Genomic DNA, 23750 nt, shown 5'->3' with positions numbered 1-23750 from the left:
CTGATGCCAGAGACAAGGAGTTAAAGATAAAATCTAAAAATTTAGTTCTGTGAATGAAAATTGTTTTGGTTTTTTCACATAATTTTTAATATTAGACATATTTAACTAAATTACACTTTCTTCTATTCGAAAGTTTAAAGGTGTCAAACGGTTTATGATTTCTGTCACTGGAATATCAGAAATCCGGATTGATGTCACACGACCCATGGAACGACCTTGGTTGTGCCGATTCATGACTTCTAGTTGAATCAGTCCTAATTTATTTAAATCCCTCAAATAACTCCATACCTGAGTCTGTCGTCGTGGTCTAACCCCAGCTTCCTCACATATTTCAATGTAGGATTGTTTCACTTCTGGAGTGGTTGCAAACAATTTTTTTTCATTCTGTAATAATTTTGCGGTACTTAAAAGGAGTATTTTTTGGTGTGTATTCAAATCATCTAGTAACGACTTTTCTATTGGTAGAATAGTTACTATTGCATTTCTCACATGCTCATTTTTTATATGATTTTCATTTTCCTGATCTGCTATTTTAGCAGCTCGCCAAAGTAAATCGATTGCAAACCGTGCGTCACCGTTCTCTTCTGCTAAACTTGCAATAAGATCAATAAGATCGTTATCATAACTTTCCTCCTTCAATCCTTCCTCTGCACGGCTGTAAATTATATCATAGAGCTGAGCTCTCGTGTAAGGCTTGAAAAATATGTAATTTTGACCCAAAGAGGATGCAGTAGAAAGATCTAAATAATGACGAAAATTTTCATCTCGTGTAATAAGTAAGAGATTGAAACGGGCCTCTATTTTTTCATTTGATTGCCCAAGATCTTCTCTTCCTGATGGAGCCTCTTCAAGACGGGAGAGTGAGTAAAGAAAATCAGTTCTTTCCTCTGGAAGCAAGTAATCAATCTCATCAAGAACTACTAAAACGACAAGATTCTGCTCATATAACAGGAGATTGAACATACGGACAAGTTCATCTACCCCAAAGCCACGAAGTGGAAATCCAGGCACAAGTTGTCTAAGAAGTGTTGTTAATATTAAGTGTGGTGTTTTAGTTTTTCGACAATTAATGTGAAAATATTTAAAAAGTGGTTTACCATACTTCCACTCTCTCCTCATGTACTTGATAAGATCTCTTCCAAATCTTCGCGAAATAGCTGTTTTTCCTGTCCCAACTGGACCATAAATTACCACTTTTCGACTTGATGAAGTAGATTCAGTAATAATTGATCTAAAAAAAGATGCTAAGGTTTTCATTTCGGTTTCTCGATGCCATATCCGTTCAGGAATATAATGACCTGTAAAAATATTTTCTCCATCCTCTTTGAATACACTTAATTGTGAGCTAAATAAAGTAGTGAAGTTTGTTGGTTCTTGAGAAGGCATCTTTATTCACTAATTTTTTTTGTCGGAGGGAGGAGCACCATTTTCAGTTTTCTCTCTGACTTACTAAATGAACTCTATACCTTATTAATAATAGTACAACACCGTTCAATCAAACATTGAATGAAATAATTCACTTCTACAATTTAAAATTAGGTTTTACTACTTCTTAAATTGTGGATAAGGAAAGGAGATAAAGATTTTTTACCTAAATTTACACCTATATGCTTTTAATTTTGCTTTAGTATTGATCTAGATCTTTTAAGAAAGAATAAGTTTTAATGAGTCCCATACTTGGAAAAGCAAATTTGGGAAGATAATAATTTTAGATCAATTATTAGTTAAAATCGAAGCCCTCAGAGAGACCAGATTGAAAATAACAAAAATGAACTGTTTTCATCCATTCTGTTAATTAAATCAAAAGAATTAGAGAAGTAGTGCTAATACGAGCATTATGTCTTTTCTCATTAATAATAAAGACTATAGATTCAATTCCTTAATCATTTTTATTCTGCATGGACAAAATCATATATCTTTCATTTGGATTCATTACTCTCCTTAGTTATAAACTAAGTTATGGAGGGTATATTCACAAAAAACAGAGTAATAGAGATGAAATATTTGCCCCCTCGTAAAAAAAGGACTTCTTCAGACCTTGACGTTGAAGAAATAGATGACAATGAAGCTACTGAATCAAGTGGTTCAAATGAAAATGAAACTTTTTCTTATACAACATCATCTGGTCCAAGAAAAGAAATCTCTGAACTTCCTGGAATTGGTCCTGCTACTGCAAAAAAGCTACAGGATGCTGGTTTTGGAACTTTAGAGTCATTAGCTACCGTTAGTATTGGTGAATTGGTTTCAGTAGGTAATCTTGGAGATGCTACTGCACGTAAAATTATACAATCCGCTCGTGACGCATTAGATTTTGGATTTGTCACTGCAGAGGAAGTATTAGAGCGAAGACGTAATATGTTGAAAATTACAACAGGTTCTTCAGCTCTTGATGATTTATTTGGTGGAGGTATTGAAACTGGGTCTATGACAGAATTTTATGGAGAATTTAGGACTGGAAAGACCCAAATAGCTCATCAATTATGTGTTGCTGCTCAGCTTCCCCGAGAAATGGGGGGATTAAATATTGATGGAGAAGAGCCAATAAAAGTCGTTTATATCGATACAGAGGGAACTTTTCGCCCTGAAAGGATATTAAATATGAGTAAACGCTGGGATGGACAACTAAACATTAAACAAACTTTGAAGAATATTATGCATGGCCGTGCGTACAATTCTGATCATCAAATGGTACTTGCAGAAAAGGTTGCCAAAGATAGTCAAAGTCAACCTATTGGTCTGCTTATTGTTGATTCCTTAATAGCGCATTTCAGAGCTGAATATGTAGGTCGTGGAACCCTCGCAGGTAGACAGCAGAAACTCAATCAACATATTCATACTCTTCTTAAAATCGCTGAAGTAGGCAATTTAGCTGTTATTGTAACGAATCAAGTTCATTCAAAACCAGATATGTTTTTTGGAGATCCAACAGCACCTGTAGGAGGGAATATTGTTGCTCACGCGAGTCAAACTAGAGTCTATTTGCGGAAATCGAAAGGTGAACGACGTATAGCTAGAATAGCAGATTCTCCATTACTTCCTGAAAATGAAACAGTTTTTGCAATTACTAGTGATGGAATTATTGATGTTGGATAATTTTTCCTTTTCTCCATGAGGGTTTTTATTATTACACCCTCTTTTTTCTTTTTTCTTCAGCTAGTTAGGTATAACATTTGAAATCAAAGTTTTTAGCGAATTATTTTTAAACCAATATTTAATTTACTCTTTATTCTTCCTCTTCCCTTCAACCCTAGGTTTGAATTTTGATTTATTACAACAAATATGAAGGAAAAAGTAATGAAACAATATTCTATAATAATAACGGGTGCAATAGGAGCAGGAAAGTCTACCCTCTGTTGGGAGATCTATAAGTATCTTAAAGGGTTCACAGATTCACTAGGGGGAGTCATTACTTTACAAAATGAAAAAAAATGGTTTTATCTCATTGATGAAAACAAAAAGATTTCATTTGAAGCAATAGAATCAGAGGAATTTCTCGTTATAGGTAATTACAAGGTAAGTAAAAACAATCTTCAAATTGCAAATCAAAGTATAAGAGCTTCTTTAGGAAAAGATTTCCTTTTTATTGATGAAATTGGCTTCTTAGAGCTACAATTTCAAGGATATTATGAAATCCTTGATTTAGTTATGAAGAGAAGTCAAAGCAATATATTTGTCGTTAAAGAGAGAATTCTAAAGGAATTAATAAGGAAATATCCAATGCTTGAAGATTATGAAATCGTTAAAGTCTTTAATCACAATATTGAATTTCCACTTGAAAGTATTAAAAAATGCTTTAATCTTGAAAATTCATCCTAAAAAAAAAAAGAATAATAACTCACTTATTTTGGGAAAATTGAACTCTAGATTTTTCAAATTTTAAATTGGAGAAAGTAACAAATGACAACTGAGAAATATATAGGAGCTATTGATCAAGGGACAACTGGCACACGGTTTATGATTTTTGATAATGCTAGTAACCTACTAAGTTCTTCTTATAAAGAACATAAACAAATTTTTCCTAAACCTGGATATGTAGAACATGATCCATTGGAAATTTGGAGGAATACAGAATATGTTATTCGTGAAGCATTAAATAAAGCGAAAATACCTTTCAAAAGATTAAATGCTATTGGTATCACAAATCAAAGGGAGACAACAATTGTTTGGAATAAAAAAACAGGTAAACCTATTCATAATGCAATTGTTTGGCAGTGTACACGAACAGCAAATATATGTGAGAAATTAAAAAATGAAAATTATGGAGCATTAATAAAGGAAAAAACTGGTTTAGTAATCGCAACTTATTTTTCAGGGCCTAAAATTGCATGGATTTTGAACAATTTACCTGATGCACGAGTATTAGCCAATAAAGGAGAAATCTTATTTGGAAACATTGATTCATGGATTATTTGGAATATAACTGGAGGTAAAAATCATGGTACACATGTTACGGATGTTTCAAATGCATCAAGAACCATGTTAATGAATTTGAAAACTTTAAAGTGGGATGATGACCTTCTTGAAGTCTTAAAAATACCCATAGATATTTTACCTGAAATTAGACCTTCTTCGGATCCTGAATTCTATGGTTATATGAACTTTTCAGATGTTAAAGATACAATTCCAGTAGCAGGCGATTTAGGGGATCAACAAGCAGCTTTGTTTGGCCAAACATGTTTTGATGTGGGAAATGCAAAAAACACCTATGGAACAGGAAACTTTTTGTTAATGAACACAGGTAATAAGATAGTTGAATCCAAAAGTGGGCTTATAACCACGGTTGCTTATGGAATTGGTAAAAATAGTGTAAATTATGCATTAGAAGGAAGTATCGCAATTGGAGGAGCTGCAATCCAATGGTTACGTGATCAGTTAAAGATTATATCTTCTGCTTCTGAAAGTGAAGATTTAGCTTTATCTGTTCCTGATAATGGTGGTGTTTATTTTGTACCTGCATTTGTTGGATTATTTTCCCCTTACTGGGATGCGACCGCAAGGGGAACTATAGTAGGTTTGACTAGAGGAAGTAATCGGGGACATATAATGCGTGCAGTATTAGAGTCAATTGCTTTTCAATCTTATGATGTTTTTGAGGTAATGGAAAAAGATAGCAGAATCAAACTTAAAAGTTTAAGAGTGGATGGTGGTGCATCCAAAAACAATCTATTAATGCAAATCCAAGCTGATCTACTTAATATTGAATGTATTAGGCCAAAGACAGAGGAAACTACAGCTTTGGGGGCTGCTTATGCTGCTGGATTGGCTACAGGTTATTGGAATACCTTAAAGGAGCTTAAAGAGAAGTGGGAGATTGATTACATCTTCACACCTAAATTGGATAATAAAATTCGACTTAAAATGATTCATTATTGGAAAAAGGCTGTTTCAAAGTCTCGTGGATGGCTTGAACCTTGATAGAATATTATCCTTTTTCTCCCTCTTCTTCCACCAAGTAATTAGCAAGATCCAAAAGATTTTCAAAAATATTATCAGGAGAAGCTATGTCAAGAATTTTTTGATTCGTATAACCTGTTATTACACCAAAAGTTTTTAATCCCACAGATTTACCTGTCAGAATATCCCCTCCTAAATCTCCCACAATTCCACACATTGAAGCTTCAAACCCAAATTTCTTAATAAAGTGATCTATTCCATCTTTTTTATCCTTTCCAAATTCACCGGAAGTAAGAATATCCTCAGATTCGAAAAATCTATTTCCTTCAAGGTATTTCTGTAAAAAAAGGTCAATTTTCTTTCTTGAGGAATAACTCAAAATAGCTAATTTAATACCAAACGAACTCAATATTTCTATAGCATCTTTTGCATTAGAGGTTGGGTTTGCTTTTGAAAAATTTTTAGAATGGGTTCTACTTAAATGAAACACAGCTCTTATTGATTTGAAATAACCAAAACCGAGAGATCTTGATGCATTAAATGATGCTTTAATGATAATCCATTTTACATTTCTTTCTTTATGACTAATTTTTGAGAATGTTGTGTGTTCTGCTGCATATAATACTTGATTTATATCGAGGCTCAAATAATCGGCAATTAATTGAAAATAATATCTTTTTTATCTACTAATGTCCCATCAAAATCAAATATGAGAGCTTTAATAAAAGAAAGTGAAGAATTAGGCATTTTACAGGATTCACTCGATAATTATAGGATTATAAAATTCAATCATACATCAAAATTTATTATTAAAAATGCTATAAAGTATTATAGTATTTAACACATACACCATATTAGTATACTTTTTGAAACAGAGAAGATCAACTCCATTAGTAAGTCTATAGTAAAAATGACTAGAATAATGTGAGTAGATTTGAAATTCGATCTTGAAAATCCCTTATTATTCTTAAAATCTTCTGAAAATCCAATTTGGGATTCTCATGTCCATATTTGGAGTGCTGATGCTTTTTCTGAGCTAGAAAGATGGGGTGAAGTCTATGGAGTTAAAAAATTCATGGGAATTGCATCACCTGAAATCAAGAAAAATTTGGAGAGTGAAGAAAAAGCTGATAAAATCAAATTTGGCTATTATTTACCAATTAATGCCTTTGCGGAGCATAATACTAAAGTCTTACTCACAGCAGTTGAGGAAGCTCATACTTTAGGATATTCAATAGCTAAAATGTGGTTTGGGCCAAGATTTTTGGATTATACAAATGCAAAACAACCTTTTTCGATAGATTCTTCTTCGTTTGAACCAGTTTTTGCTCTACTTGAAGATTTAAATATTCCAATTGATTGTCATGTGGCAGATCCTGATATTTGGTATGAGAAAAAATATTTAGATGAAAAGTATCGGAGTAAAAAGAGAGCAATATCAGAATTCGCTAATGTTTTATCTCTTCATTCTAAGCTGAAGGTAATTAGTGTACATTTTGGGAGTTTACCAGAACCTAATAATCATTCATTTCTAGGGGAATTATTAGATAAATTTCCAAATTTAATGATTGATACTGCTTCAACAAAATGGATTGTTAGAGAACTAGGACGAGATTTAGAATCCTCTTGGGAGTTTATACTCAAATATCAAGATCGTATTTTATTTGCAACAGATTTATCCGTTGGATGGAGTAACCAAGATCGACCAATAGATTACATTCCAACTAGGTATTGGACACAGCGTTTATTTTGGGAAACAAATTATCAACAGGTTAAACTTCCTTTTTCAGATGAAGATAATCAAAATTCTCAAACATTGATTAATGGTTTGAATATTCCTGAAAAAATAAATGAGAAAATATATTGGAAAAATGCTCAAAAATTCTTCAATAGTAAATAATTGATATTTAGATTCAAATAATTTAGATAGGATCAAGATACATGAAATCAAAAGAAGTTTTATTAGAAACAGATAGACGAGGAATTAAAAATCTGTATAACATACTTTTACAGAATAGAAACATTAAAGAATCCTGTTATGAAGATACTGCTAAACTTATAAACGAAAAGAAATTTAATCAAATCATTATTTTTACTGGTTTTCCTAAAAATAACACATTTGAAACTGATGGACCTCTAGGGGCATTTGTACTTGCTGAAGCCTTTGTCTCAAAATTAAATATGAAGAATATTGTCTTTTTATTGCCTTCTACTTTATTAGATATGATTTCAGATATTATTAGAGAAATTTTGCCAGATATTAAACTTTTTTCAGCAGATAAATTCCCAATAGATGTTGACTTAAGCGTAAATACATTAGGGATTAGTATTGAGTTTCCTGGAATTAATAGAGTTGGTATTGCTCACCATATGAATGGTGATGCGATAAAATCTGATTATAGACCTGTAACTGATTTCTGGAGAAGAATTAATCTTCAAAATAAAAATTCAGTCACAATTGGAATTGGTGATGGAGGGAATGAGATGGGATTAGGTAGATATGAAAATGAAATTCGAGCTTTAATCCCTTTAGCAAATGTTTGTACTTGTCCCTGTCATAATGGAATTGCTTCTAATGTCTTAGCAGATAGAGCCTTGTTGGCAACTACCTCAAATTGGGGAGCTTATGCTCTCTCTTCATTATTTGAGCATAATTTCAGTTATGATCAACATTTTACATACCTTAAAATGTTGAATAAGAAAGGAATTGTCGATGGTGTTACCAAAAAATGTACACCAACAGTAGATAATATTGATCCTGTAATAGAGAAAAAAATTATTAAAAAAATATTTTTAAAATGTATAGATTAAGTATAATAGAAAAATCGTGATTTTAATTATCCAAAATCTTATTAAATTTCTTTAATATCGGTTTATATATATTATTCTGGCTTAGAACTTCATATAACGACGCGGAGTTTGATGAGATAACAGGTATCTGAAGTTTATCCTCTAGTTGAGATATTATCTTAAAAGTAGGAAGATTTGTACATGAAATGAAAAGAGCTTCAACTTTTCTAATATCTTCAAGATTTTGAGTAATGTATTGGAGTAATTCTTTTGATTGTATTCTACCAATTTCTAAATTTTGTAGCAATTGCATACCTTTAATTTTTATTACTTGATAACCATTATTTTCAAGAAAATTCTTTTCTAATTCATTAATACTGTCATTATATGGAGTTATAACAACAATTTTCTTCACATTTAGAATTCTAAGATAATTTAATACAGATTGTGAAGTAGTTGAACTTCTATTACCATGACCAAGATAATCATTTATTTGCTGAATAATCTGGTCAGAGAATTTTTTTCCCTCTAAAAGTGATCCACTAGTACACCCATAAATGACAAAGTTAACATCTGCATCTTTTAGTTTTTGCAATTCTGGTTTTAATTCTTTCTTCATATTATATAGAGAAGTGGGATCAACAGAGGTAAGGCTTAATCTTGATATATGCAGAGTGATATCAAATTCATTTTTATAGATTACTCTACCAAATTCGGCTTCCATTGTAGTGTTTGAAGAGGGAATAAGAAGCCCTAATCTCATCTTAAAATCCATTCCTTTTATAAATTCTATTTTAAAGTCAAACTAAGGAGCTATTAGAACTGATATATTAGCAAATATTAAAAATCTCACTATAAGTATAAGATACATATTCATTTTATATGGTTTGAATCGTTATGTCTTCAGCTCATGATTTAAAAATTCGGGATTATGGATTAGAATTTATTAAAGATTTAGCAAATGATCGAAAATTTGCTATCGACACGATGGGAGTTGCATTTACAGGTTTAAAAAATGATCTAATGAATAGATCTAACATTATTGCACGAAAAGAGGATCGGACTTACGTTGAATCAATACTCAAAGCTTTTGATGAGGAAGTTAAACGGACAATTGAAAGTCAATTAACTCGAATTACCATAAAATCATTCAATTGGATGAAAAAAGTAATGCTAGAAGATTTCGGGGTAATAGATCAGAAAGAAATCCAAGAATATCATGAAAAGAATAAAGCTCAAGCAAATAATATTCTGAGGTTAAATCTCGACATAGAATCCTTACAACAGCAATTAAAGGAGAAATTAAAAGATTATTCAGAATTAGAAGAAAATTTCAATAAATATCATGCTAAATCAAGTCAAAAACTGAGTATTGAGAGAACAAAGTACGAGGAACTTTCAAATCAAAATATGGATTTATTTTCACAAGTAAAAAATATTAAAAATGACTTAAATGAGAAAAATAACAAATTAAAAGAAATTGAAGATCGTTATTCTTCCTTAGAAATGGAATTGATCGATAAAACAGCTCAGATATCCCGTTTAAACAATATTATAGATAATCAGGCTCAAAGTACAATGAATGAATGGGCAAATGCATATTCTGAGCAACAAGGGCATTATCAGAAAGCTCTTCAAGAACAAAAAGAAATTTATAAGAAAGCTCAAGACCAATTTCAAGTATCCTTGACACGAGTGAAACAGGACTATGAGGAGAATATAAATAGGAAGTTAGGAGAAAATACAAAAAAATACCAAGATGAAATTGATTCATTAAAAGAAGAATTAGCAGAAGAACAGAAAAAGTGGATTGGAGATTTAAAGGAGTATAATATTCAAATTACTGATCTTACTGCTGAAAAAGATTTACTAAAAGAGAAGAATAGGCAATTAAATGGTCAATTGACAATTCTTCTAGAACAAAACGAAAAAATCATGAAAGAAATAACTAATTACAGAGTCTCTATAGACGAACTCAAAAAAGAACTTGAGGAGGAGAAAACTAAACAATCTTTAAATGAAATGAGAAATGTCAATGAATATATCGAACAAGTCCTCTCTTTGTCAAATTACGCCCCAATAGCTATCCTTGTACGAATGAATGGAGAGATGAGCTTAGAATCGCTAGCGAAAAGTGTAGGGATGGATCCAATCGTCTTAGAAAATCAGCTTCAGCCCCTCCATAAAAGAGATCTTATTGATATTAAGAGAGATGGACGTATTATTGCTAATATTCCTAATGGAGCATGAAATAACTTGTTATCTTTGCTCAAGATTCTTCTATTCTTTATAAAGTAACATTTAAATGTAATTACGTTGTAATTTCTTTCGTAACAATTGTTAGATTCAATTTTAAAACATGATAGAGAGCTGGTAGTTGTGATATTAATACCACAAATATCACACCAGTAATTATACTCAAAATACTTGACAAACTTATTATAATCTCAAAGTAAAACACCCTAAGGATATTATCTAATAACCAAGTACTCATCCAAATTCCGATAGGAAAACCTAGGATCATGGAAAAACAGGCTTGGAATAGATTCTCGAGTGAAAACATTTGTATGAATTCGCTATCAGAAAGTCCTAACGTAAGCATTGTAGCAATTTCCCACTTTCTTTCTTCATAATTCACATAAATTGCAGTAAATATCGTTGCTGCTGCCAATAAACAAGAAAAAATCATTAATAGAAATATTATGATGTTGAAAACATTTAATAGAGACTTAACAGCTGATTGGAAGTCAGCTCTATATTCAATAGAACGTACGCCTTCAAGACTCCTCATTTTTGACTGTAGTTCTCCTAAGTAAGTCAAATTATCAGGCTGAGTGACTTTTAGAATTAATTGTGTTACAGGTGTAAGATCAATATCGAAACCTGATTTGAAAATATCCAGTCCCATATCAGCCACTAAATTTTGAGTTGTAGTATAAATGATGTTTCCCCAGATCTCTTTTGAAATTCCTGTTACTTTAATATCAGTAGTTCGAAGCCTAACTTCCTTTTTTTCTTGTGAAAAAGATAAACTTTCCTTAGTATTTTGAATAAGGTTTGAAAGGAAATTTTTAGTTTCATTTCTTGCTTTTTCAATACCAGAAGATGAATACGCATTCCAAACATATTGAGCAGCTATATAAGCTAGATTTAAGGCTGGAATGTCTGGAAATCCATATTTTACGATATCTCCTGATTTCACACCTATCACTCTGGCAAGAGAAGGGCATAATACAATACTATTATTGAATTGTAAACTATCTTTAGGATTTTGCCATTGAAAGAAATGAACTGTGGGATTTGTGGTGTTCCATGCCGTAATTAGAATATTTTCAATATGTCCTCCTGATTCTATGATAGATGGGAGTTGAAGAACTGGTTCTACGGAAATTATTCCAGGAAGTTGCTTTAAATATTTGATTTGATCATCTACACCAAGATCGAAGAATTTTAATTCCTCATATTTGATAGTTATATCATAATGGGATGTTTCATTGAATTGCCTATAAATTCCGTTGTTTATTGAGTCAATAAAGGACAGGGAAACAACTAAAATCATTACTGCGGCAGCTAGCGAGATTAAAGTCGCACTAGTTCGCACTCGTTGCCGAAAAAGATTTCTTAAAGATATTGTTATCTTTAAATTGAGATTTCTATATTTAATTATTCGTTCAATAATTGTTTTCTTTCCACTCCAGAAACTTGGTGTAATCTGAATTGCTTCTCTTGGAACTAAGCGTGATGCTTTCCATGCTGGAAATAAACCTCCTAAAAGACTACTAATTGTACCAGCAATGAAACCAAGCAATATAATCCATAATTGATAATTAATTTCTATGATTTGGGGAAATCGCATGAAATATGCATAGATTCCAGTAATAAGTTGTGATATGATAATTCCTCCAATGATACCTAATATACTTCCGGTAGCTCCAATAATAATAGAAAAACAGGAATAATGTAATAAAATATCTATTGAATAATAACCCAAACAAGCAGCAATACCTATATTCCGCTTCTGACTCTGAACAATTCTCCCAGTAGTTATATAAATAGCTATAGAAGCAACAGAAAGAACAATTAAGGGAAGTAAGAATGCTAATTCTTTGAATGTCTCTAAATCAAGCCTTAATGCAAGATTTGAAATCTGGTATTCTTGCATAACTGGTAACATAAAGGAATTGTTAGTTTGAAGGTTAAGCTCTTCCCAAATATTATTAATCACTCTATTTCTTGTTTGAACATCAACTTTTTCTTTTATTTCAATTAGTAGATTATTAGCTAACCCGTGTAGATTTGTGATTTCTTGCAATTGCTGAAGAGGGGTAAAGATTATACCAAATATACTAGTAGGAAGAAAATCATAGCTCGAAGGTATTATTACCAGATATTCAGGACTGAACACAATTCCTTCAATAGTAAAATTATTTGTAACATTTAAAATTCGTGTTACGAGTGAAGAACCTACTTTTAGGTCAAATCTTTGAGCAAAGTGAGCTTCTAGTAATATATTGTTTTCTGGAGTATCTTGTGAAAAATAATCTCCCTCCTCAATAATAAGATCATTAATTCTCTCCTCTTTTGATAAATTACCTTTAATCCCAATTACTCTCCCTCCTGCATAATATCTTCTAAACTCACCTTTGCTAGTTTCTGTTGTTAAATTGAATCCAGAATCCATAATCAGTCTATAATTAAAATTTTGGACTTCGGGGTGTCTTTGTTTTAACATTGTAAGTGTTGGTATTATTTTAGAGACGTTAAACCAAACATCATGGTGTGTTGAGACTTCTGCATCTGCAAAATTTGTTTGTCTATATATTTGCTGATAAGAGGTCTCCAAGTTCGAATATCCCATTGTTAAAGCCAAATAGGATCCAACTCCTGAAAAGGATAATATAATTAAAGCTAAAAACACAAATTTTTGGGAAAATATATCCCTTTTAAGTTTCTTCAAAAAGTAACGTGATAAGAACTTCATTCGATTATTCGTCCAAAATTTAGTTTACCAAGCAAGCTTTGAAACATCAAGGGGGTTATCTTGTTCATAACAATAAATCTGATTAAATTGAAGACTAATAACAACATCAGCAATTTTTACGATTTGTTGGTTGTGAGTAGCTACAATGAAAGTTTTATTTGTGGTTTCATTTAACTTTTTCATTAAATTTAGAATTGATACCCCCGTTTGATAATCAAGATTTCCAGTTGGTTCATCTGCGACTACAATAGGTGGATCTTTAGCTAGTGCACGTGCAATTGCAACTCGCTGCTGTTCACCCCCACTCAATTGGCTAGGAAAGTGATTAGCTCTTTCTTCTAGGTGAACACCACGTAGCCATGTCATTGCTGTCTCACGAATGTCTTTTTTATCAAAAGATCGTTTTCCATTAACTAATATACCTGAAAGATCTAAAGAGAATTCAATATTCTCAAGGGCTGACAAAGTAGGTAGTAAATTGAAAAATTGAAATATGAATCCAATTTTTTCTCTTCTAAATTGAGCTCTTTGTTTTCGTTTTAAAAATGAAATATCAACATTATCAATCTGAATTCTACCAGCTGAGGGGTAATCAATAGCACTGATCAAGTTTAATAATGTAGTTTTTCCTGAACCCGATGGTCCAACTAATACTACAAACTTCCCTTTTTCTATATCCAAATTAATATCTTTAAGAGCAGTGACAATTATTTCTCCTAATTTATATTCTTTTGTAACTGAAGTTAAGGTTATAAGAGACAAAATATATAGATCCTGAATAATTGTGGTGGTATCTATAGAATTCTATGAAAGTATTTAAAACCTATAGTTTATTAAGTCTCTGAATTATTTTAAGGTTGATTTCATGAAAAAGATTGTAGATTTCAAACTAGAGGTTAATGGACAGATTGTTTCTACAAAGAGATTTGTCAAAGAGGTTATTGGGAATTCTCTACTAGGGCAAGTCGAAACTTTGAGGTTAAAGGATCCAAATATTAAAACTATACGATTAGAAATTAATTATACTGATAATAAACTTTAAATCACATAAATTTTATTTGTTTTTAAAAAATATCTTTTTGATCAGGATTCTTCTTCTACAAGTAAAGCTAATACAATATAGATGATTAACCCCATTCCATACCCTAATATGGATATTATTATGAATCCTATACGAATTAATATAGGATCAATATTGAAATAAGTTCCTAAACCCCCACAAACACCTGCTATCCAACGATCATTTACACTTCGATAAAGTCGTTTTCTTGGTTGATGTTGATAGGTTGAGGTGGATTTGGAATAACTTGGTGTGGTAGTAAATTTAGCAGTTTTTAATTTATCTAATTTTGAACCACTTGCATTACAGAAAATATCTTCCTTCCTTACAACGCTACCGCATTCTGAACAGTAAATTGACATATATTAGCCTTCATTAGTTTAATTAACATTTATACTAGTAATATATATGGACTTTTTGTTTGTATTCAATTATATTTCATTGATTATGGGGATTCATCAAAACAAATTGTCTATCTTTTGATGAATTAACCAAATTAATTTACTAGACTAAAATGTACATGATTGTCAGAAATTCATTGTTATATGGAAGTTATCTAAAAATTAAATTTATTAAACAATAGAATGAGAGATAATTATGATAGTATTTGATAATATAAGACTGAGATGGTAAAACCTCATTTCTTAAACTTCTTGGGCCTTTCCTAAATTCCGTGATACCGTAATTTAATAGGTGGAGATAAATTACACTATACGAAAACAAAGGTTTGGATGAAGCAGTGGTTCTTATTAAGAATTTTATGAAAGATATAGAAAAAAGAGTAAGTATTTAACTTCAGACTATTCAACTAATTCGAAGAATTGTTTTAATGTCAATATAGACTTTTTTCCCATATCTTAATCTTGAATGAACGATCCGGAGCGAAATCACGGACTAATTTAGAGAATGAATGAGAATTCACTGAAGCAATGAAAGTTTGTGGGGTTATTTCAAAAGGAAAGTTAATGTTGAATCGTTCAAAAAAGTCATCTGAGTAATAAACCTCATAATAATGATCAATACAAAGAAATTTTAATTTTGACCAAAAATTATCCAGTATAACATCTTCGCGAGACCAAACTTCACATCTATATACTTTATGAATATTATTAAGAATCAATTCAGCTTTTTTAAGTAAATGCATCCCTATTCCTGTCCTTCGATGAGAAGGAAGAACCCCAAGAACAGTGATTATGCCACTTCTTTGTTCTAAATCTGAACCAAGCTGCCCTGGGACTTCTTCAAAAATGATGTCTAAAATTCCTATAATATTCTGATTTTTTTCTGCAATTAGCTGAATTGAAGGCGTTTCATATCTGGGTTTAGTCTCTTCCATTGTATTTAAGTAAATAGAGGAAGAATATGAATGTAAATAGCATTTAATCCAATTATGTTCATCTAGCTCAGAATATTCTCTTATAATAACCTTTTCCACTTAAAACCTCCTGTTTTAAACCTCGATCAAGTTGAGAATTTCTCTAATAATCTCAATAACCTCATTCCTAGCACCAGTTATGAATTTCATACTCCCAACGATTTCATGGCCACCTCCCTCTACTCCTGCATGAGGAAGTTTTTGTGCACATTTTCTAACGAGATTTGGAAAATCTAGATCCACGTTTTGTGATCTGAAAATGGCAAAATCCGAACCTAAACCAATCGTAACAATAGGAAGTCCTGGATATTTGGTGGTAAGATGATCAAATAAACTTCCAGTTATTTTACCTGGAGGAGGGTAGTCGAAGCGGCTTGTATAATTTTCAACATCTAAAATAGCAAGATTTATTTCATTAACTAAAGTTTCTTCTTGAACATACTCCAAAGAGATCTTTAATTGACTTTTAAGTTGTTTTTGTGCTTCTGAAGAAAGTAAATGAACATAATTTACTTGTTTTTCTTGTTGGCTAATTAAACCTAATAAATCACTCAACAATAATCTACCTGGGGAGAATTTTAAGAAATAAGCTTGATAATCAACTGCTAAAGCTATATCTTCTAAAAAGGACTCCTGATAACCTTTATCAAGCGCAAGTTTAAGGTATTGATTATATACCTCACCTGTCACTCTATCCCCTTTTCCTGCAATCGCAGGAAGATGAGATAACGTATCTGTAACCTTTGGATTAATCAATCTAGCTAATTCTACCCCTAACATGCCTGTACAAATGTTATAGTCACCACCAACAAAATAGATATTTAGATGAGTATCCACAGTACCCTGAATTTCACTTGCCGGAAAATGGTGATCAACAACATAAATCTCTAAACCATAGGTCTTTAATAATTTATATGAAAATAAACTTTCTTCACTACTTCCTGTATCAAGCATTATAACGATTGGTAGTTTATCTCCAAATCTTTCTTGATCAGAAAGAGCAAAATCAAGATCACGAACAGCATCTAATGGATCATAAAAAGGAGGTTTATTGACAGTCCTTTTTACTATATGACGAAGCTGTTCCTCATCTGGCCCAAATAATTCAAACCACAGCTCTCTTAGAGCAACTTCAAGAGCAATTCCAGCAGTAATACCATCACAATCATTATGGTGTCGAATAATTATCGGTTGTACTTCTAGGATTGCTCTTCTTATTCGTTTGGCAATATTATGAAATTTTGGACTTAACTGATCATAAAAATCAGATTTAACGAGAAAATCCACGTTAGGTGGTTCACTTTTTTCTTCTAGTAATTCGTTCATATTTCTTTTGAAAGCATTGGCGTAAGCTTCATCTACAATAAATATGTCTGAAAGTTCAATTTGTTCTGATCCTCTGTGCATAGTATATTGGCCAATAACTTCGACAGTATCTCCTGCAACAATATTATCAGAAATATCTAGGTTAAAAGCTGCTGCTTCAATAATCCCTGTTTCATCTAATAGGGTAAAAACCTTAGGTCCACGAGGAATCTGTCTAATATTCTCTACTCGTGCATGACTACAAACATAGGATCCAACCTCACGTTTTTTGTTTAATTTTTCTAAAACAATTGCGTCATGAACACGTTTTATGGAAATATTGAGGAATTCTGGCAGATTTACTCTTTCAAATTCTAATTTTCCCCCTTTAATGTTGATAAGTTTCACAAAAACTAAATCTCCTACCTTTCCTTGATATTTCCCTCTAATTAATCCTTCAATTTTAGGAGCTAGAGCAATAAAATATCCAAAATCAACAATATTAACAACTTGTGATCTATAAATCTTTTTGAATTCAACAACTTTGGATGAAACTGGTGGAACTAATTGATAGATTTTAAGATTTTTTTCACAATTACTACATATTTGGGAGGAATTTAAAGTTGATTCACCACATTGAAGGCATTTAATAGTAACTCTCCCCGTACCATTACATTCTGAACATTTTACTTCCTTATTATTTATAATATATCCTGTACCTTTACAATCAGGACAATTATCTTTATCTTTGGGCTTACTTCCCACTACTAGTTTTGTAGATCCTATACCACGACATGTTGGGCATTTTTGTTTTTTTTCAAGAAGGATAAATTTTTTCCCTAAACATTTTGGACATTTTATGGAGTTTGACAAGTTTATTACAGCCTGTTGAAAATAAAAAGTAGTTTAATAGATTAAGTGGCAAGAAATTTAAATAATTTAAATTTTCTCACCCATGGAGATTATAATAATAATTGTACTTCAAAACTTGACATAATATTCTCACATAATCGATTATTCCTTGTATTCTAATTCATCTATTTTTATAAAGAAAGGGGATAATTTTTATTCTATATTTTTATAATTCTAGAAATCAATAGTTAAGGTCTTAAACATGAGTAATGTAGATCCCAGTTTTGAAGAAGTGATAATTTTTTCTGATACGCATATATCTAAATTTACAGGACTATTTCACAAAAGAGCTTTCTCAACAGGAGTAAGAATGATAAATGATCGTCTTCGAAAAAATCCTAATGCAATTTTATTACATCTAGGCGATATTACCGACTCTGGGACTTATGAAGATTTTGAATATTCTACAAAATTGTTGAAAAGGAATTTTCCAAAAGTTAATAAATTCTTTATCATACCAGGTAACCACGATATGCGGAATATTGGTGATAAATTATGGAATGATTTTTTTGGAGAAAGACAGTTCTTTGTTGATACACGTAAGTTTGGAGGAAACATGATTATCTTAGGAATTGATTCTTCAGAACCTGATGAAAATATTGGTCGTATTGGAGACCGAGGAATTGAAGCTATTGCTGAACTTGGTTCTTATCCCGATAATTTAGTCAAAATCCTCTGCTTTCATCACCATCTTTTCCCCATTCCTAATACTGGGCGTGAAAGATCTATGATTCTTGATGCTGGGGATGTTTCACGAGTGATTTGGGACGCGGGTATTGATTTAATAATAACAGCTCACAGACATTACCCAAATATTTTTACGGTCTCGAATGGACGAAGAAAAGCGATTCTTGTGAATGCAGGGACTTTTAGTAGTTTTAAAACCCGAGGTAAGGCAGGTCATACATTTGTAGACCTAGTTGTAGATTCTGAAAACATAAATGTTCAGTTCTTAGGAGTTGATTCATATTCTAAATTTCAGGAACCTATAAATGAAGTGCATGGTATTCGGAGAGGTGAGATGATAACAGAAACTGGATTTATTACCCCTGGTGAAGGACTTCTTTGTCGAGTCTGTCAATTTTCTGATACACATTTTACTACAGGTTCAGATTTTTTACCAACTGTTTATGATATGGGAATTAGAATGATGGTGCAGGAAAAACCTAACCTACTGGTTCATTGTGGTGATTTAACCAATGATTCATTTCCTGAAGATTTTGCTTTAGCAAAGGATAAAATGAGAGAACTGCGTGAAATCAATATTCCTTTTATAATTATTCCAGGTACACGTGATCAACAACCATTTGGCAAAGAATTATGGGTTAAACAAGTCGGCCCCTTAGACCCGATTTTTGAAGATCCACGAATACGTGTTCTAGGTATTAATACTGGTGTTGAGCCTTCAGGCCATGTAGGTAGAAGTAGAATGAGGATGATAGAAGAAGAATTTAACACTTATGGTGATTATAAATTTTTCTTTGTTGTTATGCACCATAGTGTACTTCCTATCCCTCGTGCGTACTTTAAAAGAGCTGTTAAAGATGCTGGAGATGTAATAGAATTTTTAACAACTCGAAAGGTTCCATTGGTTTTATCTGGACTTGAACATTATGCAACATCCATTCAGGTCGAGAATACTGTCTTTGTAAATGCAGGAACATTTTCAAGTAGAAAAATAAGATCAAAGAGAATGAATACATATAATAACATTGAAATCTTTGATAGTGGTTTGATTAAAGTAGAGGAAGTTGAAATTAATTCAGGGATTCGTCATCATCTTGGATTATATAGGATCCCTAAGAACTGACTCTTCCTCAATTTTTAGTTTGATCAGATTGAAATCTGGGGGAATGTGGAAAAATTAGTAAAAACTCTCTTCGAGAGTGTTTTTTTAAGACCTTAGAATGAAAGTTATGAGAATCTAAAACTTTAATTAATTGAGGAATTTCTTCTGGGTCAAGTAAAATCTGAAAGAAAGGAGTCTTAAGGTCAATTTTAACTTCAACTCTTCCAAAACTGTCACTTTTCCCTCTAAAATTTTTTCTTACCCATCTATCGATTGCTATATGGTGTATATTTCCATATTGATATTTTTCAAGATTTATTAATGTCGTGAATCTTGATGTTATAATAGTACGTAAAGAACCAACGCCAATAATAAGAATTTGTTTGTCTAATTGGAGATATCTATAATGTCGTGGGAGTAACCACGCTGTAAGGAGTGGCCATGTTAAAATTACTGGAATGAATGCTCCAAGTCCAATTAAAAAAAAAGAGAAAAATCCTATGAGAATGGAAAAAAGAGATATCTCTTTGAGAAATCCTATTGTATTTTTAATATATAATCGATATAAAATATTTTGATTTGACCTAGGAAAAAACTCTCCTCGTACCAATGTTTGATCTTTACCCATCGCCAATAAAATTACCTAGCTTCTAATTCTGACCCTAAGATTTTACTTGATCTTTATAAATCACTCTTAAATATTGAAATAGATACTCTTAAAATTGAAATTTATAGGTGGAAGAAGATTCTCTATTTAACTGAGTCTCAAATCATAAATTCTTCTTTGTATCAAAATCTAATAAAATAATTAATGTTAGTCATAATCTAAATAAGGTAGGATACTGGATATTAAGAAAAATCCTTTTAAATCTTATAAAAATGTATTTATAACATTTTTATGTTATAATTTCAGATCGGATAAGGATTTTAACTCGAGAAATTAAAATAATTTCTAAATTACTTCTTTAGTAACAAAAGACGTAGATTAGCAACTTGTTTGTCAAATTCTTCATCTATTTGTGTGAGAAACATAGCTAGGAAACGTCTCATTACCTCAAATTCATGGTCATAAATCAAATTAGAACTTGTTTCTTCCCCAATTAGATCTCCTATAAATCTGCTTAATTTAATCAGAATTTTTGACATAATTTCCTTTGTTTTTGCTTCTTCCTCCTTTTCTAGGTTGAATCCTAAGGATTTGAAATAAGAAAGAATAACAGGAACTGAATCTTGAAGATATGATATTTCTCCTGGTTGAGAAGCTATTAATGACTCTGCTTCTTCACTTAAAATGAAGAATGCGTCAGTGAGTTCAGCAGAATATTCTTTGATAACATATTTTTGTTTACCCTTTTGTATATCTTGCTCTTTAACAAAACCTGCATCAATTAATTTTTTTAAATGGCGATAGATAGTACTAACATTCTTATCGAGTTTATCCGCTAGTTTCTCTGCAGTCATTTGTCCCTCATTCCTAAGAAGACTCCAGAGTTCCCATCTTGATTTTTCTACAACAACTTCTACTTTTTTTGGGTCTCTAATGATTCTCAATATTCAACCTTCTGCATATTTATAACATTCATTTGAAATGCAGACTTATTTTTTGAAAGGATGAGATAGAAATTTAAATTCTTTTACTATTAATAAATCTCTATTTTGTTAAATAATAAAATTAATGAGTAAAAATCAAATTTAAAACTTATTTATTGTAGAACAGATGAAGTTTAGGTAGAATATGGAGAAATAACTAAAATAGTATAAAAATTCTGTGAAGTTACATATAAGATAACTTCATCTTTAAAATAAATCTAAAAATCTTAAGTAATTAATATAAGAATGTTAATCATGGTTCAGGACTCCAGATTTATCTGTTAGTAATCTTCTGAATATTTTGAAGGTTTGAAAATGAATTTTAATCTCTTAGGATTCATAGATAAGGTAGAATTGACTGAGGCAACAATTCAATGAGTGTTGAAGATCTTTTTCCCACAAAGGAGATTAAGCTAATTGCTCAAATAGAAACACAAAGGAGACAATTCTATCGTCCCATTTATTCAATTCATAAATCATGGGCCCGAAGACCAGGGTCTCCTTTAAGAGCATTAGGAATTGCACATTTTCTTAATAAACCTCCTTTCACAAACTCTAAAATTCCTGAAGAACAGGATTTTTATAAAAAACAAAATTTCCAAGGGAAAATCCTTCTTGATCCTTTCTGCGGAGGAGGAACCACTCTTACTGAGTTTAATAGACTTGGATTAAAGACCATTGGTATTGATATCAATCCCATTTCGTTATTCACTACTAAATTGGAGCTTACTGATTTTAATAGAATTCAGTTTGACGAAGAAGTGAAAAAACTTACCTCTAGGGTTGGTAATACAATTCTTTCTTTTTATAAAACTAAGTGCGATGTTTGTAATAACTTGGAAGCGTCTATTATGTACACTTTCTGGGTACGTACAATTATATGTCCTAAATGTCATTCTAATGAAACCTTATTCAAATATTATATAATAGGGGTAGAAAAGAGGAAGAGTTCTACGGTTATGATTATTTGTCCTTCATGTGAACAATTGTTTTATACAAATAAAAAGCTAGATATAATGATTAAATGTCCGTCTTGTAATCAATCTTTTGTCCCACGAAAAGGTAATTGTCAAAATAAAAACTTTATTTGTAAGACCTGTCACGCTGAATATCGCTTATTGGAGGTAATTAAAGATTTCCAGACATCTATGGGCACACGCCAGATCGCTATTGAATATTATTGTTCAGAATGTAAGACCAGAGGGTATAAGGCTATAACAAAAGAGGATATTGTAAATTATCAGAAAATATATGATCGGTTCTTAGAACTTTCTGATGAATTATTGATTCCTAAACAGAATTTACCTACTCATGGATATAATATTGAAAATTTGAAGAATTATGGCTTTCAAAAATTCACCGACCTTTTCAACTCTAGACAGTTGTTGAGTTTGGGGTTGTTAGCAAATGAAATTTTAAAAATTGAGAATATAAATGTTCGTGAGTATTTGATTGCTGCCTTTTCAAGCAGCCTAGAATTTCATACAACTCTATGTCCCTACAATTATACAATGAAACAAATTGTAAACATTTTTAATTATCAATCTTTTCTAGTGCCAACGATCTTTGTTGAGAATAATGTTTGGGGTGTTGAAAAGGGCAATGGTACATTTATTACATATTTAGATCGGATCAGGAAAGCCAAAGATTATTGTAAACACCCTTTTGAAATTTTCTTCAAAGAAGGTAAGATTATCAAATATAAAATTCCTAAAGAATCTATTTTGGCTAATACTTCCTCCTCATTTGATGATTTAATTGGCAATGATGAAAGGAATACCTTATTGCTGTGTGGGACATCAGAAGATCTACAACAATATGGATTGCCTGATAATTCAATCGATCTTATTGTAACTGATCCACCCTATTATGATTATATACAATATTCTGAATTATCCAATTTTTTTTATGTCTGGTTACGATTATTTCTTTATCCCAAGTACTCTGATTTTAAATCAGAAATAATTATGTCAGATCAGGAAGTAGGAGTCGAAAAAAATGCAGATTTGTTTCTAGAAAAGTTGACAAAAGTCTTTAAGGAATGTAATCGTGTCTTAAAGGATGATGCTCCTTTCATATTTACATTTCATCATTCAAGTGAGCTTGCTTGGGAATTAATATTGAAATCTGTTAATAATGGAAATTTCTATATTAGTACAGTTTATTCAGTACATAGTGAATTTGGAGCTAGACCTATTAAAAGTCAGGATGTTGATTTTTTTCTTTTCTGTAGAAAAAAAGATTTTAATGGTGATTCAAATAAATTAAGCTCTTTAAATCAAGTGTTATTGATAGAATTAGTGAAAAAAAACTTTAATTTTATTAATCCATTATCTCAGAGTGAATGGGAAGAAAAATTTTCCCAACTGCTTCCTCTGATCTCGCAATCATTAATAATAGAACCGAATATAGATCTTAAGCTGGTTCTCCAGCAAATTTTTACAAACTATCCAAAAAAACTCAGTAAGGATGTTATATAATTCCTCAATGTTATCAATTAAGTAAGAAAAAATAAATTAGCTCTTTGCTTATCAAAAATACCCCAAAAAATTGA

19 protein-coding genes are annotated in these 23750 nt (G+C 31.4%); 9 read left to right on the top strand and 10 right to left on the bottom strand.

Going from position 1 to position 23750, the window contains the following annotated elements; genetic code table 11:
• Nucleotides 1-105: 105 nt before the first annotated feature.
• The gene (locus ACWVCY_RS00620) at nucleotides 106-1386 is read right to left on the bottom strand and encodes a Cdc6/Cdc18 family protein (protein WP_455139419.1); all 1281 of its coding nucleotides are present in this window, start codon (nucleotides 1384-1386) and stop codon (nucleotides 106-108) included.
• Nucleotides 1387-1995: 609 nt separating this feature from the next.
• Here ACWVCY_RS00620 and radA point away from each other — a divergent pair.
• The 3 genes from radA (at nucleotide 1996) to glpK (ending at nucleotide 5415) form a co-directional block, all read left to right on the top strand.
• Nucleotides 1996-3093: a DNA repair and recombination protein RadA gene (radA, locus tag ACWVCY_RS00615; RefSeq protein WP_455139417.1), complete on the top strand. Its 1098-nt coding sequence runs from the start codon at nucleotides 1996-1998 to the stop codon at nucleotides 3091-3093.
• A gap of 201 nt (nucleotides 3094-3294) precedes the next feature.
• A complete protein-coding gene (locus ACWVCY_RS00610; RefSeq protein ID WP_455139415.1) occupies nucleotides 3295-3816 on the top strand; it encodes a nucleoside-triphosphatase in 522 nt (173 codons plus the stop codon).
• A gap of 81 nt (nucleotides 3817-3897) precedes the next feature.
• Entirely contained in the window at nucleotides 3898-5415 is a 1518-nt protein-coding gene (glpK, locus tag ACWVCY_RS00605) for a glycerol kinase GlpK (protein WP_455139413.1), read from the top strand.
• 7 nt (nucleotides 5416-5422) lie between these two features.
• Here the strand turns inward: glpK and ACWVCY_RS00600 are convergent, their stop codons facing one another.
• Nucleotides 5423-6040: an HAD family hydrolase gene (locus ACWVCY_RS00600; protein WP_455139411.1), complete on the bottom strand. Its 618-nt coding sequence runs from the start codon at nucleotides 6038-6040 to the stop codon at nucleotides 5423-5425.
• A 288-nt stretch (nucleotides 6041-6328) separates the two neighbouring features.
• Between ACWVCY_RS00600 and ACWVCY_RS00595 the strand changes: the two genes are divergently transcribed.
• Together ACWVCY_RS00595 and ACWVCY_RS00590 are read left to right on the top strand one after the other, a co-directional pair.
• Nucleotides 6329-7294, top strand: a complete 966-nt coding sequence (locus tag ACWVCY_RS00595) for an amidohydrolase family protein (RefSeq protein ID WP_455139409.1) — start codon at nucleotides 6329-6331, stop codon at nucleotides 7292-7294.
• Between the two features lie 41 nt (nucleotides 7295-7335).
• Complete coding sequence (locus ACWVCY_RS00590; RefSeq protein WP_455139407.1) at nucleotides 7336-8205, top strand: glutamate cyclase domain-containing protein; 870 nt, start codon at nucleotides 7336-7338, stop codon at nucleotides 8203-8205.
• Nucleotides 8206-8227: 22 nt separating this feature from the next.
• Here ACWVCY_RS00590 and ACWVCY_RS00585 read toward each other — a convergent pair whose 3' ends face one another.
• Nucleotides 8228-8947, bottom strand: a complete 720-nt coding sequence (locus tag ACWVCY_RS00585) for a maleate cis-trans isomerase family protein (RefSeq protein ID WP_455139405.1) — start codon at nucleotides 8945-8947, stop codon at nucleotides 8228-8230.
• Nucleotides 8948-9081: 134 nt separating this feature from the next.
• Here ACWVCY_RS00585 and ACWVCY_RS00580 point away from each other — a divergent pair, with 134 nt between their 5' ends.
• Complete coding sequence (locus tag ACWVCY_RS00580; RefSeq protein ID WP_455139403.1) at nucleotides 9082-10434, top strand: hypothetical protein; 1353 nt, start codon at nucleotides 9082-9084, stop codon at nucleotides 10432-10434.
• A gap of 61 nt (nucleotides 10435-10495) precedes the next feature.
• Here the strand turns inward: ACWVCY_RS00580 and ACWVCY_RS00575 are convergent, their stop codons facing one another.
• Complete coding sequence (locus tag ACWVCY_RS00575) at nucleotides 10496-13165, bottom strand: ABC transporter permease (protein ID WP_455139401.1); 2670 nt, start codon at nucleotides 13163-13165, stop codon at nucleotides 10496-10498.
• 24 nt (nucleotides 13166-13189) lie between these two features.
• On the bottom strand, nucleotides 13190-13927 hold the full coding sequence (locus ACWVCY_RS00570) for an ABC transporter ATP-binding protein (RefSeq protein ID WP_455139399.1): 738 nt from the start codon (nucleotides 13925-13927) through the stop codon (nucleotides 13190-13192).
• Between the two features lie 103 nt (nucleotides 13928-14030).
• On the opposite strand from ACWVCY_RS00570, the gene ACWVCY_RS00565 reads away from it, so the two are divergent.
• Nucleotides 14031-14207: a hypothetical protein gene (locus ACWVCY_RS00565; protein WP_455139397.1), complete on the top strand. Its 177-nt coding sequence runs from the start codon at nucleotides 14031-14033 to the stop codon at nucleotides 14205-14207.
• A gap of 41 nt (nucleotides 14208-14248) precedes the next feature.
• Here ACWVCY_RS00565 and ACWVCY_RS00560 read toward each other — a convergent pair whose 3' ends face one another.
• The 3 genes from ACWVCY_RS00560 to ACWVCY_RS00550 all read right to left on the bottom strand — a co-directional run bounded on the left by ACWVCY_RS00560 (nucleotide 14249) and on the right by ACWVCY_RS00550 (nucleotide 17778).
• On the bottom strand, nucleotides 14249-14587 hold the full coding sequence (locus tag ACWVCY_RS00560) for a PspC domain-containing protein (RefSeq protein WP_455139395.1): 339 nt from the start codon (nucleotides 14585-14587) through the stop codon (nucleotides 14249-14251).
• A gap of 470 nt (nucleotides 14588-15057) precedes the next feature.
• Nucleotides 15058-15660 (bottom strand): GNAT family N-acetyltransferase, encoded by a 603-nt coding sequence (locus ACWVCY_RS00555; RefSeq protein WP_455139393.1) that lies wholly within the window; start codon nucleotides 15658-15660, stop codon nucleotides 15058-15060.
• A gap of 15 nt (nucleotides 15661-15675) precedes the next feature.
• Nucleotides 15676-17778 carry a zinc finger domain-containing protein gene (locus tag ACWVCY_RS00550; protein WP_455139391.1) on the bottom strand — a complete coding sequence of 701 codons (2103 nt, stop codon included), beginning with the start codon at nucleotides 17776-17778 and terminating at the stop codon, nucleotides 15676-15678.
• Between the two features lie 241 nt (nucleotides 17779-18019).
• Between ACWVCY_RS00550 and ACWVCY_RS00545 the strand changes: the two genes are divergently transcribed.
• Nucleotides 18020-19627: a metallophosphoesterase family protein gene (locus tag ACWVCY_RS00545; protein WP_455139389.1), complete on the top strand. Its 1608-nt coding sequence runs from the start codon at nucleotides 18020-18022 to the stop codon at nucleotides 19625-19627.
• 7 nt (nucleotides 19628-19634) lie between these two features.
• On the opposite strand, the gene ACWVCY_RS00540 is transcribed toward ACWVCY_RS00545, so the two are convergent.
• Together ACWVCY_RS00540 and ACWVCY_RS00535 are read right to left on the bottom strand one after the other, a co-directional pair.
• Complete coding sequence (locus ACWVCY_RS00540) at nucleotides 19635-20240, bottom strand: hypothetical protein (RefSeq protein WP_455139387.1); 606 nt, start codon at nucleotides 20238-20240, stop codon at nucleotides 19635-19637.
• Nucleotides 20241-20563: 323 nt separating this feature from the next.
• Nucleotides 20564-21157 (bottom strand): ArsR family transcriptional regulator, encoded by a 594-nt coding sequence (locus tag ACWVCY_RS00535; protein ID WP_455139385.1) that lies wholly within the window; start codon nucleotides 21155-21157, stop codon nucleotides 20564-20566.
• A gap of 413 nt (nucleotides 21158-21570) precedes the next feature.
• Between ACWVCY_RS00535 and ACWVCY_RS00530 the strand changes: the two genes are divergently transcribed.
• Nucleotides 21571-23676 (top strand): DNA methyltransferase, encoded by a 2106-nt coding sequence (locus ACWVCY_RS00530; RefSeq protein ID WP_455139383.1) that lies wholly within the window; start codon nucleotides 21571-21573, stop codon nucleotides 23674-23676.
• Nucleotides 23677-23750 lie beyond the last annotated feature (74 nt).

Source organism: Candidatus Hodarchaeum mangrovi, from assembly GCF_975850365.1.
This window is presented reverse-complemented; position numbering and strand designations above follow the sequence as displayed.

Excerpts from the sequence above, each read along its gene's own strand:
- ACWVCY_RS00620 (WP_455139419.1), bottom strand. The coding sequence starts at position 1,386 with ATGCCTTCTCAAGAACCAACAAACTTCACTACTTTATTTAGCTCACAA.
- radA (WP_455139417.1), top strand. The coding sequence starts at position 1,996 with ATGAAATATTTGCCCCCTCGTAAAAAAAGGACTTCTTCAGACCTTGAC.
- ACWVCY_RS00610 (WP_455139415.1), top strand. The coding sequence starts at position 3,295 with ATGAAACAATATTCTATAATAATAACGGGTGCAATAGGAGCAGGAAAG.
- glpK (WP_455139413.1), top strand. The coding sequence starts at position 3,898 with ATGACAACTGAGAAATATATAGGAGCTATTGATCAAGGGACAACTGGC.
- ACWVCY_RS00590 (WP_455139407.1), top strand. The coding sequence starts at position 7,336 with ATGAAATCAAAAGAAGTTTTATTAGAAACAGATAGACGAGGAATTAAA.
- ACWVCY_RS00585 (WP_455139405.1), bottom strand. The coding sequence starts at position 8,947 with ATGAGATTAGGGCTTCTTATTCCCTCTTCAAACACTACAATGGAAGCC.
- ACWVCY_RS00580 (WP_455139403.1), top strand. The coding sequence starts at position 9,082 with ATGTCTTCAGCTCATGATTTAAAAATTCGGGATTATGGATTAGAATTT.
- ACWVCY_RS00575 (WP_455139401.1), bottom strand. The coding sequence starts at position 13,165 with ATGAAGTTCTTATCACGTTACTTTTTGAAGAAACTTAAAAGGGATATA.
- ACWVCY_RS00565 (WP_455139397.1), top strand. The coding sequence starts at position 14,031 with ATGAAAAAGATTGTAGATTTCAAACTAGAGGTTAATGGACAGATTGTT.
- ACWVCY_RS00560 (WP_455139395.1), bottom strand. The coding sequence starts at position 14,587 with ATGTCAATTTACTGTTCAGAATGCGGTAGCGTTGTAAGGAAGGAAGAT.
- ACWVCY_RS00545 (WP_455139389.1), top strand. The coding sequence starts at position 18,020 with ATGAGTAATGTAGATCCCAGTTTTGAAGAAGTGATAATTTTTTCTGAT.
- ACWVCY_RS00530 (WP_455139383.1), top strand. The coding sequence starts at position 21,571 with ATGAGTGTTGAAGATCTTTTTCCCACAAAGGAGATTAAGCTAATTGCT.